This window comes from Kroppenstedtia sanguinis (genome assembly GCF_050433445.1).
GTDB lineage: Bacteria > Bacillota > Bacilli > Thermoactinomycetales > DSM-45169 > Kroppenstedtia > Kroppenstedtia sanguinis.
Genome location: NZ_JBNPXF010000016.1, coordinates 29,629 through 45,191, shown reverse-complemented (window position 1 = coordinate 45,191; position 15,563 = coordinate 29,629). Strand labels below are relative to the sequence as shown.

The following is a 15,563-nucleotide window of genomic DNA, read 5'->3' as shown; positions in this document are numbered from 1 at the left end:
TACTAAACTGATCAGACCGGGGACGGAGTGGAGACCTCCATTCAATCACGGGCCCATCCCTCCCCACCCCAGTCATGACTCCGAGATCCGACTGGATTAATCTTCACTCATCGGGGGAAAAGAGGGATAAGGAGTGATAAAACGAAAGTTATTACGTAAAGGAGGAAGCCATGATGAAAGACTGGATGAAAAAAGGATTGGCTGCTAGTGTGGGGTTAGCTGTAATCAGTAAAGAACGGATGGAAAAAATCCTGCGGGACATGGTGAATCGGGGAGAAATGACCCCCTCCGCCTCCAAAGAGCTACTGGAGAAACTGATTGCCCGGGGTGAACAGGAGCAGGAACAATTGGATCAATATCTCCGCGGACGAATGACCAAACTGCTCAACGAGATGAATATCTCCACTCATGAAGACATTCAGCGTCTAGAGGAACAGATCCATCTCCAGGAAGAGCGATTGTCCCATCTAGAGGCCAACAAACAAACGCCTGTTCAAGAAGAATCGGGTCCAGAATCCTGACACGCTTTCAGAGAAGGCTGCCAAGGGGTGCATCTGATGTTTGGAAAAAAAATTAGAAACCTCAATCGATACCGAGAGATTGCAACTGTATTTGCCCGACATGGCTTCGGCTACATCTTGGAGGAGACCGGACTCTTCTCCAAACTCTCCCTGCCTAAAAAGGCAAAGGAATCGCCACCGGTCAAAAAGGATCCGGTTACAATAGGCAAGCATATCCGCAAAGCACTGGAAGAGTTGGGCCCAGCTTTTGTGAAGCTGGGCCAAGTAGCTAGCACCCGTTCCGATCTTCTACCTGAGAGCATGATCCATGAACTTGAAAAACTGCAGGACCATGTGCGCCCCCACTCCTTCCCAGAGATTCAGCAAGTTTTGGAACAAGAGCTGGGGGACTACTCTCAATACTTCTCGAAATTCGATGAAAACCCTATCGCCGCCGCCTCCATCGGTCAGGTACATCGAGCGGTGTTACACAGCGGGGAAACCGTGGCGGTTAAGATTCAACGTCCAGGGATTTCCGGGATCGTCCATCGTGATCTGCAAATCCTGCGGGAGTGGGCGGAACTGGCAGAGGAACGGTTGGAGTGGGGCAGGCAATACCAGATCGGCAAAGTGGTAGACGAGCTGGCCCGTGCCGTCCATCAGGAGCTGGACTACACCGCTGAAGCGCGTCATATGGACAAGATCCGTAGTCTATACACCGATGAGGATCCAGTTTACATACCCCAGGTGGATTGGGATCTGACTACCCACCGGGTCTTAACCATGGAATATATCAGTGGCGTCAAACTGAGCGGGATGAAAGATCTGGAAGAACAAGGATTCAATCGGAAGCTGTTGGCGGAGCGGTTAGTGCTGATCATGTTTCGCCAAATCTTGATCGCCGGAGTTTTTCATGGGGATCTCCATCCGGGCAATCTATTCGCCTTGCCTGGAAATCGGATTGCTCTGCTCGACTTTGGCATGGTAGGCCGACTGACTCCCGAGATGAAAAACCATTTTTCCTCCATGGTGGTCGCCTTGATGCGACGGGACACTGATAGTGCGGTCCGGGCCCTGCTCCGCATGGGTATGGTTCCCGAAGATGTGGATACGGAAGCCTTTTGGTTAGACGTGGATGAACTCAACGACAAGTATTACGACATCACTCTGTCGGAAATCAATCTAGGGGACACAGTTCAGGATCTGTTTGAACTCGCCTTTAAATACCGGATCCAGATTCCCCCTGACCTCACCCTCCTGGGGAAAACCATCCTGTCTTTGGAAGGTGTCGTTAAAAAACTGGATCCCGAGATCAACATTACGGAGATCACAAAACCTTTTGGTGATCAGCTGATTCGGGCTCGGTTAAATCCAAGACGGATCATGCGAGAGACTTGGAGACATGTATACGACATGGGAGAAACCTTGCTGGAGATGCCGAAGAATCTGCGCCAACTGACTGAAAACCTAAAAAAGGGTCGATTCCAGGTGGATGTGGGTGTTCCCCGGCTCAATCTGTTTTTGCGAAAAATGGATCAGATCATCAACCGCCTCTCCTACAGCATCGTCTTACTCTCCTTCAGCATCATTATGTGCGGACTGATCATCGGGTCTTCTCTGACCCGCCAGCAAACTCTTCTGTGGAAAATCCCTGCCATCGAAATCGGTTTTGTGATCGCCTTATTCATGTTGATGTGGCTTATCTACTCCATTATCAAGTCGGGAAGGTTATAGTAGAAAAGATGACAAAAAGGCCCAAGTCACTCAGGGAAGAGAGCGAATTGGGCCTTCTTTTTCGATAGATTTCCATCTTAGGCGGGTTGATTCGCCCTAATAGGGGAGAAGTTCGCCTACGCTCCGGTGCCATCTGAAGACGGACCGTTTAGGAATTTGATCAACAACCTTGCTTTACTCATTCACCCCATCAAAAAACTGAAGCACTTCCTCCTCGCTTTTCGCCTGTAGGAGTCGTTCTACATTTTCCAGATCAGAACAGACAATTGCGATTTTCGAGAGTAGCTCGAGATGCTCATTGTCTTTCCCCGCGATTCCAATAACGAGCCGGACATCATGACCATCCCAATCAATCGGCTGATCATGTGTCAGGATCACCAAGCCTGATTGATGTACCTCGTTCTTGGCATCATCCGTTCCGTGGGGAATAGCCAATAGGTTTCCCATATAGGTAGAGACCGCTTCTTCTCTCTGATACATTTTGGAAATATAATTCTCTGCGACATAGCCCTGCTCAACCAGCATACCGCCGGCCTCGGCAATAGCCTCCTTTTTTAGGGTCGCCTTTGCAGAAAGGCGAATGTTGTCTACTTTTAGGATTTCACTCATCGGTTCCCCTCCTCTATTATTTTTATTTCGGTTCTTACGAGGAGCCCTCTTCGGTTTGTGAGTTCAAACGTTCCACGACTTCGTCATATCGCGGACTACTCAAGAAATTATCAACAGAAACATGAATCGCATCCGGCTGTTTTTCTTGCGCTCTTTCGGTTAAATCTTTGTGAGTGAAAATGATTTGAGCATCGGTTGGCAAATTGCTGATGGCAATATTTTTGACATCGATGTCGGTTCGCTCTGCTTTCTTCAATTTATTCTTCAATAAGGATGCCCCCATGGCACTGGAGCCCATCCCCGCATCACAGGCAAAAACGATTCTTTTCACGTGCTCATAACTTACCACTTCAGCTTTTTCTACCTCGGTGGTACTGGCAAAATGAGAGGCGACGCTGCTCCTTTTCCCTTTGAGGGACTCCATTTTTTCACTAGCTTCGCCGATATCTTCTGTTCCCTTGCGGTCCATCTTCAGGATCAGTGAAGCGATTACAAAAGAAACGATTGTTGCGAGAAGAACACTTAAAATAACTCCTAGATAGCTATCAGAAGCAGTCAAAAGCAGGATCGGAATGATACTCCCTGGCGAAGCGACACTTACCAAGCCCGCATCAAAGAGAGTCATCATGTAGATTCCGCTCATACCACCCAAGATCGCCGCGATGATAAGAGCAGGCTTCATTAAGACATAAGGGAAATAGATTTCATGAATCCCACCGATAAAATGAATCAGACCAGCCCCATAGGCAGATGCCTTAGAAGTACCTTTACCAAATACCATAAAAGCAAGTAAGATCCCGAGCCCAGGCCCTGGGTTCGCCTCGAGGAGAAACAGGAATGATTTCCCGGTTTCGGCGACTTGTCCACTGGCAATCGGATTGAGAATACCCTGACCAATCGCATTGTTTAAAAACATCACCTTTGCCGGCTCAATAAGAATACTGACAAGCGGAAGTAAACCCCATCCCACAATCGTATTCACACCCAATTCCATCATGCTTGTCAGGCCAGCCACAAGCGGTCCAATCGCCACGGATCCAAACAAACCGAGGAGTGCTCCGATGATCCCGGCAGAAAAATTATTTACGAGCATTTCAAACCCTGCGCGAATCTTGCCATCTACCCATTGGTCAAATTTCTTTATCGCCCAACCACCGAGGGGACCCATGATCATGGCCCCGATAAACATCGGAATATCGGTAGCAACAATCACTCCCATGGTCGCGGTGGCCCCTACCACTCCACCACGAAAATCGTGGAGCATCCGTCCACCTGAAAAGGCAATGAGCAAAGGCAACAAATAATGCAACATGGGATCAATAAAATTGTTGAACAATTCGAGTTCTGTCGGGATCGCAATTGCTGTTAGCAACCCCCAAGCAATGAATGCACCCAAGTTGGGGATAATCATGCTACTCAGGTTACTTCCGTATCTCTGAATCTGTGCACGAATATTTCTTTTTTCAGCCATTCACTCACAACTCCTTACGATGAGATCTGGAAGCGTTGTGATTTAAGTCGGGATGGAGTTTCCGCAGAGTGCCTTGGCTATGTCATATCAACAAATGGAGCGGAAACCCCATCCCGCCCCTTCAATACAGATCACAATGTTTCCGGGAGACTGCCACACTCTAATCGATTTTTACGGGTTGTCCACATTTCGCCGATTCTTCGATGCATTTGACAATCTTCACTGCGCGATAGGCATCCTCAGGTGAAATGGGGAACGATTTGCCTTCAAGTACACCCTCCACAAAAGAACTGAGTTCCTCTTTCATAATGCCGGTCTGCTTGCCATACAGATCCACGCCGTACATCGTATCGGGATACGTGATTTGATTGTCTTTTTCATACACACGAATGTTCTGATCCAAAATATCAATATTTAAGACCCCATCTGTGCCAGTGATATCCAACTTCGCATCCAGTTCCACATGATTTTCCGGAAGAACCCAGCTGGTTTCGTAGCTACCAATGGCTCCAGATTGGAAGCGCAGAGTAGTGATGATCGCATCTGCCACGTCAAACTCTTTTAAGCGCTTACGAACTTCTACTGCAGAGACCTCGACAATCCGATCACCGGTAATCCATTCGATTGCATCTAGATCATGCACACCCAGGAACATAGCGACAGAGGTTCTTCCTCGCAGTCTTTGGCCGTTCAGATAGGAATTATTTCTTCGCGCATGCAAATGAACCGTTTCTCCGATCTTACCTTCTTGCACGGCTTCTCTAGCCAAGTAATAACGAGGATCCCAACGAAGTGAATGACCGACCATCAGCTTGACACCGTTTTCATTGGCTTGGTCAAGAATCCCCTTGGCATCTTCAACCGTATCCGCCAATGGTTTTTCAATCAGAATGTGCTTTCCGTGCTTACATGCCATGCTGGCTACATCATAATGCTGATCATCAGATGTACAAATACTTACAGCTTGTACATTCTCATCTGCAAACAGATCCTGCAAATCTTTTACCGCGACAGAGTTAAACTCACTGGCGATTTTTTCTGCAAGGGCATGGTTAATATCGTTTACGGCTACGAGTTGAACATTTGGCAGTTCAGAGAAGATTCGTGCATGGGTTCGTCCCATCACACCGAGTCCAATCACTGCTACGTTTAACTGTTTCATAAATGCAAACACATCCTTTTCCAATAAAATATTCATGAGTCGCTCACATCACTAAACTTGCCGCACCTAAAATCATCGCATCCCCCCTCAAACGGGATTGTTCAATAGAGACTTTATCGTTCACAGGGGCCACATACCTTCGTACGTCGTAGGTTAATCTCTCCATATACGGCAATAAGGACTGTGCAACCCCCCCTCCGAGAATCACTTTTTCGGGATTGAAAATATTGACCAGTGAGGTCAGCCCCGTCGTCAGGTCCATAAGATAGTGTTCAACGACTGCAAGAGCATGCGGATCGTTTTCCAAAGCTTCTTTAAAGATCAGCTGGCCCTTTTTGGCGACTGAATACCTCTCCTGATAGAGGGACTCGATGGCAACACCCGAAACGTGTGCTTCCAGACATCCTCTGTTGCCACAGGGACATCTGCGACCCTCCGGAATCAGAATCATATGCCCCAATTCACCTGCTGCTCCGAGATGTCCCCGGACTAACTTTCCGTTAGTGATGATCGATCCCCCGACACCGGTTCCTAAAGCGACACAAATGAAATCGTTCACATTTTTCCCTGCACCGAATCGCTGTTCTCCAAGCCCCATCGCCTGTACATCGTTCACAACCTCTACACGACATCCCGTCGCTTCTTCCATCTGTCGTTTCACATTGATTCCCTTCCAGTCCGAAAATGTGTCCGTAGATGATAACACGACTCCCCTCGGACTGATTTGCCCTGCTGTTCCGATCCCAATACCTGCGATCTCTTCCTCTCGGAACTGCCTCAATCGCTCCGCAATCCTTGAAAGGATACTTTCGCCATTCATATGTGGGTTGGTGGATATTTCCTCCTTTTTGAGAAATACGCCATCCTCTCGTACGACACCTATGCCTATTTTGGTTCCTCCGATATCAATACCGATCGCTTTCATCACGAGCTCCTCATGCCTTCCACAAATTTTTTAGTAATCAGTTGGGGACGTGTAATCGCTGTGCCGACGACGACGAAGAATGCACCCAATTCTAGGGCTTTTTTGGCTTGTGCAGGTAGACTGATATTGCCTTCCGCCACAACAGGAACAGCCAGCTGTTGGACCAACTTCTCCAACAAACCAAAGTCCGGACGCTCGCGATCCTTTGTCTCCGCCGTGTATCCGGATAATGTCGTTCCTACAAAGTCACACCCGATTTTTTCAGCATGGATCCCCTCTTCCAACGTTGCAATATCCGCCATGACCCTCTTGCCCAGGTCTTCTTGGATATAATGAACTAATTCTTCCAACTTTTCCGGACGGGATACGTTCGTCGCATCGATTGAAACAATATCTGCACCCGCCTCTGCCACAAGTTTGGCATCCGCTTTAGTGGGAGTGATAAAAGCATCACAACCTGGGTATCGCTTTTTTAAAATGCCAATGACCGGCAAATCGACGTATCTCTTGATCTCCTGGATATCAGCGGAACCGTTGGCCCGAATGCCCACAGCCCCTCCCTCTTTGGCAGCGATCGCCATCGCTGCCATATGCATAGGCCCGTGCAAGGGCTCATCTTCGAGGGCCTGACAGGAGACAACCAGGCCGCCTTCCAATGGTTTCATCATCTCTATTCACCTATCATTCTTCTATTTTTAATATGCTTTATCCAGAACCGCTTTGGCGGTGAGATCTTTGTATCGTTTGGCTCTTTCCTGTTGTTGACTCGCTACTCCATTAAAGAGTAGATCGATGACAAGCAATTGGGAGATCTTCGCCCCTAGAGAACCGCCTTGCAAGGGAGTCTCTCTTCCCGCAGTCAGTAAGACGGTATCCGATATATCTGCGATGGGGGATCGTCTCGAGTGCGTCAGCGAAATAATTTTCGCTCCATTCTCTTTGGCAATCGTAAGTGCATCAAAGGTATCCTTGGTACTCCCGCTGATGGAGATCCCTATAGCAAGATCTTCATCTGTTAAAGTGGCTGCCGACATAGCTTGCATATGTGCATCTGTATAAACTTCGACTACCCTTCCGATACGCAGAAACTTATTGCGGGCATCTTGGGCAGTATTTTCTGACATGGATGACCCGTACATGACGATCCGCTTTTGTTTTACCATCAATTCAATCGACTTTTCTAACTCTTTTGTACCGATTAAACTTGCCGTTTCCTTTAAAGCCTGGATGCTGGCATAGGTGGACTTTTGCACAATCGCCTGCATAACATTTGTTTCATCAATGTCATCGAAATCTTCATTCGACTGCTTTGCGACCTCCTTTGTCACCGCCATTCTGAAAGCCTGATAGCCTTTGTAGCCGATTCTTCTGCAAAATCTCAGTACGGTGGTTTCCCCTACCCCTACTTTTTCCGCTAGTTCAGTCACGGTTAAATAGATGGTCTCCTCCATATTTTCGAGGACATAGTCTGCCACTTTTTTTTCGGACCTCGTCAATGTATGGATATAACTATAAACCTTTGTGTTGAAGTCAACGGCTTTATCCATTGTTCACAAATCCTTATCCTGAATTTTTTTGAGACAAATGCCATTCATCTCTTGGATATACTCTCATCATAACAGGAAAGATGGATTTTTTCACCGGAAATCATTTCAAAACGGATTTTTCCTCCATTTTGCGAGAAAACTAATCCAAAGTTTGGAGCACCTCGTCCAGACTCATCTCTGCCATCGACGTGAGCTTTAAGTGGTATTTCTCAAATGGAAGTCCCTCTGTCACGGGATTGGGAATAATAACCGTCGGCAAATTCGACCGGTTTGCTGCAATCAATCCATTCAACGAATCCTCAAACACAATCCCTTCATGGGGTTGAATTCCAAGAACATCCAGTGTTTTCAAAAACAGATCCGGCGCTGGCTTGATGCGTTTGACATCATCCTGTGTGATCAAATGGTCAAAATAAGATATTAAATTTAAGTTCGTCAAATGGGTCGTCGCCCACTCTCGCGTAGAGCTCGTGGCGAGCGCAATTTTCAAATCCGCTTTACGCGCATCTTCCAAATATTGGGCCACTCCTTCACGCGCCTGCGCTTCCTTCACCTTCTCTGTATGCCACATTTTCGCTCTCGTCCGAATCAAATCCGCATCCAGGGCATCTCCAAGCTTTTCCTGCAGGTACACAAACAAAACCGTATCATCCGAACCCACGCATTTCACAAACTCTTCCAGAGGCAAATCAAACTGATAGTACTCCAGCAATGTTTTTCTATAAGACTCATACCATGCGGTCTCCGTATCTAAAATGAGACCATCAAAATCAAAGATGACAGCTTTAATCATGGCGCTTCCTCCTCCAATAGCACTATCAGTTTAGCATAATTTAAAAAGGAGTCAACTTTCCTTCATCTTGGTAGTAGCCATGGTGAAGGCGATGTCAACCCATAAAAAAAAGACCGGTCACGCCGGTCATTCAAATAAATACTTCCAGGTAGATCCCCAACACCGCAAACAAGAATCCCATCCCCCAGAAGGTGATCACCACCCGCCATTCCGACCAGCCTTTCAGTTCAAAATGATGGTGAATAGGACTCATGAGGAACACTCTTTTTCCCCGGAATTTAAAGGAGGCGACCTGGATCATCACCGACAGAGTTTCTAATACAAACACCCCGCCGATAATCAACAGTAGAAGTTCCGTTTTGGTGATCACCGCCAGCGCTGCCAATCCCCCGCCTAAGGCAAGTGACCCGGTATCTCCCATAAAGACTTTGGCCGGATTGGCATTGAAGACGAGAAAAGCCAGCAATGCTCCGGTGACAGAGGCAGAAAAAATGATGACACTGGTATTATCCTGCATAATTCCGATCACAGTGTAAGCTCCATAGGCGATGGCTGCAGTTCCCGCCACCAGTCCATCCAGTCCGTCTGTCAGATTCACGGCATTGGAAGCGGCAATCATTATAACCACTAGGAGTGGGAAATAAATCCAGTTTAAAGCAATATAAAAATCCGTCCCAGGGATTCCGATCATAGAGATGGCCTCATAGGTACCACGCACCACCCGGACTTCCCACAATACCCAGAATAACACCATCCCGATAAAGACCTGTCCCAATAATTTCTGCCTGGCGGTCAATCCTAGATTTCGCTGCATTACCACTTTTATGTAATCATCCAAAAAACCAACAATTCCGTAACTCAGCGTGGCAAACAACAGAAAGAAAAGGTCTGGGTTTCCAGCTTCTGTCCTGCTGGCGAGAGGGATGGAGGCCAATACCACTGCAGTGAGAAAAATCACTCCCCCCATCGTAGGCGTACCGGATTTCTTTTGATGCGCCTCCGGCCCCTCTGTCCGAATCGATTGACCAAATTTCAACCTTCTGAGCAGAGGTATAGCCAATGGTGCGATCAAGACACCCAAGCCGAAAGTGACCGCCAGTGAGATCCAAAACATATGATCTTGCATAGAATCACCCCTTTATACCCATTTCACAACCTTCGTAAAGCTCATCTGATCCCATGGTCGGAACAGACCAAGTAAATGGCTTCGCAGTTCGGATATCTGACCGGCTCCCCTATATCTGTCTTTCCCCTAAACGGGACTTCTCGCAAAAATCTATGGTAAACTTCCTCACCAGAATTAGCAACCGAACCAAGGGAGTAGTCGATTGGTTTTATGGGATACTTACATTTATATTGTTTTGTCCCTCATTCATAATTTTTTCTTTCCTTTCCATCATCCCATGATGTAATCTTGATAGTATATATATCCCTGTTTCGTTTGGGTGTAGATTGAATGAATCACGCAATCTGCAGGAAGGAGGTCCGTGGAGTGGACCAGAAACAACTTCATAAGCGTATGACTGAACTGCAAATACTGCTAGATAAGGAATATGTCCGCTTTGAACGTCCCAATCCGATTCAAGAATCTCTGCAAAAGATCCGTTTTGACAAAAAGGGAAACATCATACCCGAATCAGTGGATCAGAATGTAACCGCCTTGCTCACGCTTGTGGAACTTTATTGATCTGGGATCGCATCGGCGGAAGAGAGGGATGACGGTGAAGCTATGCAAAAAAAGAAGCTACCTGATTGCTACACTGACTCTCATTCTATTGACAACAGGATGTGTCAATGCTGACTACCACGTCACCATTCATAAAGACGGGTCGGGAAGCTACCGGGTGAAGGTGTTGGCCCCGTCTGTGGTCGCCGATCAATTGGATTCCTTTCAAAAAAAGATGGAAACTCAGGGTTATCGGGTACGGGAGATCCGTGAGGATCAACGTGTCGGGTGGCTGGCAGAAAAAGAAAGCAAAAATGTAGTGGAAGATCCACCTGGGGACGAGTTCAAAGAGCTCCTCGGACCCTCTGGGAAAACGGCCAGTTTGCTTCCCTCTCTCCCGGAGGGGTCCAGAGGTCCGGTTCGCATCGAGAAAAATTGGTTTCAATACCAAATCTTTTTGAAGACGCAAGCGGATCTGACCTCTCTCCAGGCCGATAATCCACTGGAGGAGTTTTTATGGGAAGAAACCAACCTCCGTTTTCGTCTCACTCTTCCTCTAAAACCCGAGGGCCACAATGCAGATCAAGTTTCCGAAGATGGAAAAACTCTGACATGGAAACTGGAACCGGGTGAAAAAAATCCAGTCCGGGTTCTTGTCGAATTCCCCAATCCTGTGGGGTGGATCCTTAGTTTCATCCTTGCATTCATTCTGTTGCTCTTCATTTTTTATCTGGTATGGTCCCGATGGCTACGACGCAGGTGATGCGAATTATTTTCAAAAACCTGGCAAGCTGATCGACGAAACACCTGTCTCTGAATCATCGTTTTATACTTGAAGGCAACGGCAAAATAACGCAATCCGGGACGATCCCCTCCCGGCTTTTGCATATACAAAGACAGATCTTCGGATCTGGACTTAAAAGTGGGGGTTGACCTATCAAACATTCAAGAATGGATCGAGTGCGAAAAAAGAATCGCCGTAAATTGTGGCTTCGTATATTGACAGTTTTTATGGTGGGTATTATCGGTGTTTCCAGTTATTTTATCTATCAAGTTTGGGCGGCAGCGGATCAATCCTTTGATCCCCTGAACCGGGCTAAATCCGATAAACGGGATAAGAAAATCACCATGGATGATCCCTTCACCGTCCTGTTGGTGGGAACCGATGTCCGCACCTCCGAAGCAAAGGATTGGCGCTCTGATGTTCTCATGGTTGCTGCCGTCAATCCCAAAAAAAATTCAATCAAGATGCTGAGTATCCCCCGAGACACTTATGCTGCCATCCCTAATTCCAACGGGGTGAAGACTAAGATTAACTCCGCACCCTATTATGGGACCCGTTCCGAGGTGGGACCCATGACCAACACCGTGCAAACTGTCGAAAACTTCCTCAATATTCCTATCGATTATTATCTGAGGATCAACTTCAACGGATTTATCGAAGCGGTGGATGCCGTGGGCGGGGTGGATGTGAACGTTCCCTTTGACTTCAACATGCGTCTGTTCTACAAGTGGTACACCTTCAAAGAAGGGCCGGCTCATTTAAACGGCCATGAAGCCCTCGCTTATGTCCGAATGCGCAAATCCGATCCCGAAGGGGACCAGGGGCGCAACAAGCGACAAAAAGAAGTAATGCAAGCGCTGATGACCCAGCTCACCAGCGTCAAGACCGTGTCAAAAGTGGATGATCTGTTGGAGGCCGTGGGGAATAATCTCAATCATAATCTGGAGATCAAACAGATGATCGCACTTCAGGACACTTACCGGAAGATCCCTAAGGACCGGACAGAAACCTTGGAAATCAACGGTGAAAACAGTAAAAATAATCCTCAAGGAATCTGGTTCTACTTGGTCAGTGACGATGAACGCCTTCGGATCAGCAATCTGCTGCGAAAACAACTGAAATTGCCGTTACAAACCCTGGACGGTCAACCGTACACTCCTTCAGAGTCTCAGGATTCCGAACAGGGAACCGAAGAAGGGACAGGAGAAGGAACAGGGAATGGAACGGAGGGAACCACCGGCACTTCCGGAATCAATTGAATCACTTTCATGATAAAAAAGGACTCTTCAAAGTCCTTTTTTATCTTTTTTGTTTCGGTTCATACGATGGCATGAAGGAAGACCCATAAAATAAAAATCACCCTTTCCGTCCACATTATAAAAGAATCACTGAATAAGGAGGCTTCTCCTATGGGGGAACGGAGCGTCATCGCTTTTTTCCGGACGGAGGAACAAGCTCATAAAGCCGTACAACGACTGAAGGCGGAAGGGTTTGATACTGTGGATCTGTCCCGTTTTTCCCTTAGCCCCAGGGAAGATGGGAGCGATCTGGACAACCCCATCGCCGAACCGATCTCTTCCCTGTCCACGATCACCGGCGCCCCGGTAACCGGACGGGATGCAGGGATCCTGAAGGCCGCCGATCCCCATGCCAGCGGCATGGCTGACGCCAGTGACGAATGGGGAGTCGAGGACCTTTCGGTCACGGTGGTCACTGATGAAGAACACTTTGAAAAAGCAGAACAGATTTTGGAACAGATGGGTGCCCGTCTGTAGCTCTTTGAGCCGTCGCTCTCCACTTTTTGGAGAGCGACGCTTTGCTTTTCAATTTTACGATTAGAGTCGCCCCGGAGAAAAATCCGGCGCCTGCAATTAATCAACAGCCCTGCCTTCCCCCCTCTCCGTTGATCCTCTTCATCATCACAGTATGTGAATCGAGGGATTCTCATTCAGCCCAGGCGGTCCCCGGAAGGCGGATCAAAAAGGGATTTTATGTCATTAACCGAATATTTTATATAGGATATAAATAAGAGGAGGGATGATTCATTTTCTTCCAGAAGAAGTTTCTGTTGTCCGTGGGGATCATCCTCACCCTGACTGGATTCCTAGGTGCTTGCGGAGACCACCCCCTGGGAAACCATTGTGGCCGGTCTGCAAGCAGGGAAATACGATGCGGTCATCGGTAGCATGGGGATTACGGAGAAACGAAAAAAAGCAGTTCTCTTCACGAAGCCCTATTATCACTCAGGAGCTCAAATCTTCGTCCGAGAAGGAAACCGCGAGATAAAGACAGCGGAAGACATGAAGGGAAAAAAGATTGGAGTGGTCAAGGCCAGCACTTATAAAGACGAGGCCATGAAGCATTCAAAGAAGGTCAAGGAGTACACCAGCGATGTGGTGGCACTTCAAGATCTACCCACCGGACGGATCGACGCCGTGATCACCGATGAAGGGGTCGGCGATCACGCGATCAAACAGGACGATCTCAAAATCCGAAAAGTAGGCAAGCCCCTCACTATGGATAAGATGGGAATAGCCCTCAACCGAAACAATCCCGGTTTGGAAATGGAAATCAATCAAGCGTTGAACCAGATCATCGAAAACGGAACCTATGAAAAGATCAGCCAAAAGTGGTTCAACCGCAATATCCTCTCCGATTAGAAACGTTGTGATAAAACTGTTCAAAGTCAATATAATCACAACGTTTCTAAAGTGTGATCCAAAGCTATGAGTGGAGCATTCTATTCATGTATCTGAAAGAGCAGACACCTCTACTTGATCCCCCGGATCCACTGAATTGGCAAATCCTTCCAGCCAAGAGGAGGCCTACAAAGGAGAGAAAAAATCGATGAACTTCCGCGAAATATTAGTCACCACAGCGGCTGGTTTTGGCCATGCCGCCTGGATCACGGTTCAACTCACCTTTGTATCCCTGATTCTAGGAAGTGCATTGGGGCTGATCCTCGCTTTCTGCAAAATCTCCTCCATTCGGGTGTTACAATAGATCGCCAACCTCTATATCACCTTGATCCGGGGCACCCCTTTGATTATACAGATCCAGGGCTGTTGATTAACCAGAAAATGGGCAGCGGAAGGGAGTCGTGTGCTGCCAAAGCGACCTTTGTACCATGGGCACTACAATCCAAAGGAGCTGAAGCTCTAGATGAAGGTAGCCATCCTACCCAGCGGAGAATCTGGAGGGAGGGCGTTTAGGGGCAACCTCTTCCCTGTGTTGCTTCCGTAAGGCTTTGCCCCTGCCCGATGGTCAGATTTGGAGCGGCCAGTTTTCACTTCCTTGCCGGATGGCAACGGTCGCGTGGGTGAACACGATCTCCCCACCCAAAATATGGCTAATCAACACGCCTGATACAAATCATGTTTTTTTATTTTGGTTTGGCCCAAGGACTGGGTTGGAACATCAATGAATTTCCCGCCGGAATTTTGGCTCTGGGATTTCATGCCGCTGCCTATATTGCAGAGATCTTCCGGGGAGCCATTCAGTCCATAGACCGAGGCCAGATGGAGGCAGCCCGTTATGCTCAGTCCATGGGTAGAATCATCATGTCTCAGGCTTTTCGGCGTTCGTTGCCCCCGCTGGGAAACCAGTTTATCATCGGCCCGAAAGACTCTTCCCTGGTTGCTTATATCGGTGTGAATGAGTTGTTCGGAATGGCATTGTCCGAGGCTTCCGCCAATTACCAGCCCCTTCTCACCTATGCCGGCAACGGACTTTACTATCTGGCATTGGTTTTAATCTCCACTTTCTTACTCAATCGGATGGAAAAGCACCTCCACCACGGCAAAGAAGGAACAGCTTAATTCAGAGGATTGGTGGTTTAGATCCGGGCCAGCGGTCCAGGAAAAACATACAAAAGGAGGGATCCTCTCTGCGGAACACCTGCGTTATCCGATTGGCCGTTTCAATCCTCACCGAGAAAAGGAGTCCCATGAATGGCATATCTGGGTGTTGGCAGAAACTCCTCACCGACTGAAGGAGGCCGTCTCCGATTTGGATCGGGAACAATTGGACACTTCCTACCGTCCCGATGGCTGGACTCTGCAGCAAGTGGTCCATCATCTGCCCCACAGCCAACTATACGGATACCTGAGGTTCAAACGAGCCCTGACTGAAGAACGGCCTATCATCTCTCCCTTTGACCCGGACAAATGGAACCACCTTCCCAATTCCCGGTTGGAGATCCACGTCTCAATCGATTTTCTCAAGGCTCTTCATCAGCGATGGACGAGGTTACTTCAATCCCTGCGGTCAGAAGAATTTCGGAAAGGGTACCTGCATCCCGAGTGGGGATTTTTGACCCTGGAGGACGCCCACCGCTTTAAAATCATATTTCATCAATGAATTGAAATTAGGA

The 15,563-nt window shown here is 47.8% G+C and carries 18 protein-coding genes; 10 read left to right on the top strand and 8 right to left on the bottom strand.

The window, feature by feature from the left end; translation table 11 throughout:
- The first annotated feature begins 173 nt into the window (after window positions 1-173).
- A complete protein-coding gene (locus JOD24_RS10675; RefSeq protein ID WP_380165311.1) occupies window positions 174-521 on the top strand; it encodes a phasin family protein in 348 nt (115 codons plus the stop codon).
- A gap of 36 nt (window positions 522-557) precedes the next feature.
- A complete protein-coding gene (locus JOD24_RS10670; RefSeq protein ID WP_380165313.1) occupies window positions 558-2,234 on the top strand; it encodes an ABC1 kinase family protein in 1,677 nt (558 codons plus the stop codon).
- A 174-nt stretch (window positions 2,235-2,408) separates the two neighbouring features.
- On the opposite strand, the gene JOD24_RS10665 is transcribed toward JOD24_RS10670, so the two are convergent.
- The 8 genes from JOD24_RS10665 to mraY all read right to left on the bottom strand — a co-directional run bounded on the left by JOD24_RS10665 (window position 2,409) and on the right by mraY (window position 9,867).
- Window positions 2,409-2,843 carry a PTS mannitol transporter subunit IIA gene (locus JOD24_RS10665; RefSeq protein ID WP_380165315.1) on the bottom strand — a complete coding sequence of 145 codons (435 nt, stop codon included), beginning with the start codon at window positions 2,841-2,843 and terminating at the stop codon, window positions 2,409-2,411.
- Between the two features lie 34 nt (window positions 2,844-2,877).
- Window positions 2,878-4,314 (bottom strand): PTS mannitol transporter subunit IIBC, encoded by a 1,437-nt coding sequence (locus tag JOD24_RS10660; protein ID WP_380165317.1) that lies wholly within the window; start codon window positions 4,312-4,314, stop codon window positions 2,878-2,880.
- A gap of 160 nt (window positions 4,315-4,474) precedes the next feature.
- Window positions 4,475-5,512 (bottom strand): Gfo/Idh/MocA family protein, encoded by a 1,038-nt coding sequence (locus JOD24_RS10655; protein WP_380165319.1) that lies wholly within the window; start codon window positions 5,510-5,512, stop codon window positions 4,475-4,477.
- A 7-nt stretch (window positions 5,513-5,519) separates the two neighbouring features.
- Window positions 5,520-6,401: an ROK family protein gene (locus JOD24_RS10650; RefSeq protein WP_380165321.1), complete on the bottom strand. Its 882-nt coding sequence runs from the start codon at window positions 6,399-6,401 to the stop codon at window positions 5,520-5,522.
- A complete protein-coding gene (locus tag JOD24_RS10645; protein WP_380165323.1) occupies window positions 6,401-7,069 on the bottom strand; it encodes an N-acetylmannosamine-6-phosphate 2-epimerase in 669 nt (222 codons plus the stop codon). The genes JOD24_RS10650 and JOD24_RS10645 overlap by 1 nt, the downstream gene beginning before the upstream one ends.
- 27 nt (window positions 7,070-7,096) lie before the next feature.
- Window positions 7,097-7,948, bottom strand: a complete 852-nt coding sequence (locus JOD24_RS10640) for a MurR/RpiR family transcriptional regulator (RefSeq protein WP_380165325.1) — start codon at window positions 7,946-7,948, stop codon at window positions 7,097-7,099.
- A gap of 139 nt (window positions 7,949-8,087) precedes the next feature.
- Entirely contained in the window at window positions 8,088-8,738 is a 651-nt protein-coding gene (locus JOD24_RS10635; protein WP_380165480.1) for an HAD family hydrolase, read from the bottom strand.
- 133 nt (window positions 8,739-8,871) lie between these two features.
- Window positions 8,872-9,867 (bottom strand): phospho-N-acetylmuramoyl-pentapeptide-transferase, encoded by a 996-nt coding sequence (mraY, locus tag JOD24_RS10630; protein ID WP_380165327.1) that lies wholly within the window; start codon window positions 9,865-9,867, stop codon window positions 8,872-8,874.
- A gap of 366 nt (window positions 9,868-10,233) precedes the next feature.
- On the opposite strand from mraY, the gene JOD24_RS10625 reads away from it, so the two are divergent.
- The 8 genes from JOD24_RS10625 (at window position 10,234) to JOD24_RS10590 (ending at window position 15,550) form a co-directional block, all read left to right on the top strand.
- The gene (locus JOD24_RS10625; protein WP_380165329.1) at window positions 10,234-10,428 is read left to right on the top strand and encodes a hypothetical protein; all 195 of its coding nucleotides are present in this window, start codon (window positions 10,234-10,236) and stop codon (window positions 10,426-10,428) included.
- A gap of 34 nt (window positions 10,429-10,462) precedes the next feature.
- Complete coding sequence (locus tag JOD24_RS10620) at window positions 10,463-11,170, top strand: hypothetical protein (protein WP_380165331.1); 708 nt, start codon at window positions 10,463-10,465, stop codon at window positions 11,168-11,170.
- 188 nt (window positions 11,171-11,358) lie between these two features.
- The gene (locus JOD24_RS10615) at window positions 11,359-12,450 is read left to right on the top strand and encodes an LCP family protein (RefSeq protein ID WP_429246897.1); all 1,092 of its coding nucleotides are present in this window, start codon (window positions 11,359-11,361) and stop codon (window positions 12,448-12,450) included.
- Between the two features lie 150 nt (window positions 12,451-12,600).
- The gene (locus JOD24_RS10610; RefSeq protein WP_429246896.1) at window positions 12,601-12,966 is read left to right on the top strand and encodes a hypothetical protein; all 366 of its coding nucleotides are present in this window, start codon (window positions 12,601-12,603) and stop codon (window positions 12,964-12,966) included.
- Between the two features lie 333 nt (window positions 12,967-13,299).
- A complete protein-coding gene (locus JOD24_RS10605) occupies window positions 13,300-13,851 on the top strand; it encodes a transporter substrate-binding domain-containing protein (RefSeq protein ID WP_429246895.1) in 552 nt (183 codons plus the stop codon).
- 187 nt (window positions 13,852-14,038) lie between these two features.
- Window positions 14,039-14,194, top strand: a complete 156-nt coding sequence (locus JOD24_RS10600; protein WP_429246894.1) for a hypothetical protein — start codon at window positions 14,039-14,041, stop codon at window positions 14,192-14,194.
- Window positions 14,195-14,565: 371 nt separating this feature from the next.
- Window positions 14,566-15,009: an amino acid ABC transporter permease gene (locus JOD24_RS10595; protein ID WP_429246893.1), complete on the top strand. Its 444-nt coding sequence runs from the start codon at window positions 14,566-14,568 to the stop codon at window positions 15,007-15,009.
- A 145-nt stretch (window positions 15,010-15,154) separates the two neighbouring features.
- A complete protein-coding gene (locus JOD24_RS10590; RefSeq protein ID WP_380165341.1) occupies window positions 15,155-15,550 on the top strand; it encodes a DinB family protein in 396 nt (131 codons plus the stop codon).
- Window positions 15,551-15,563 lie beyond the last annotated feature (13 nt).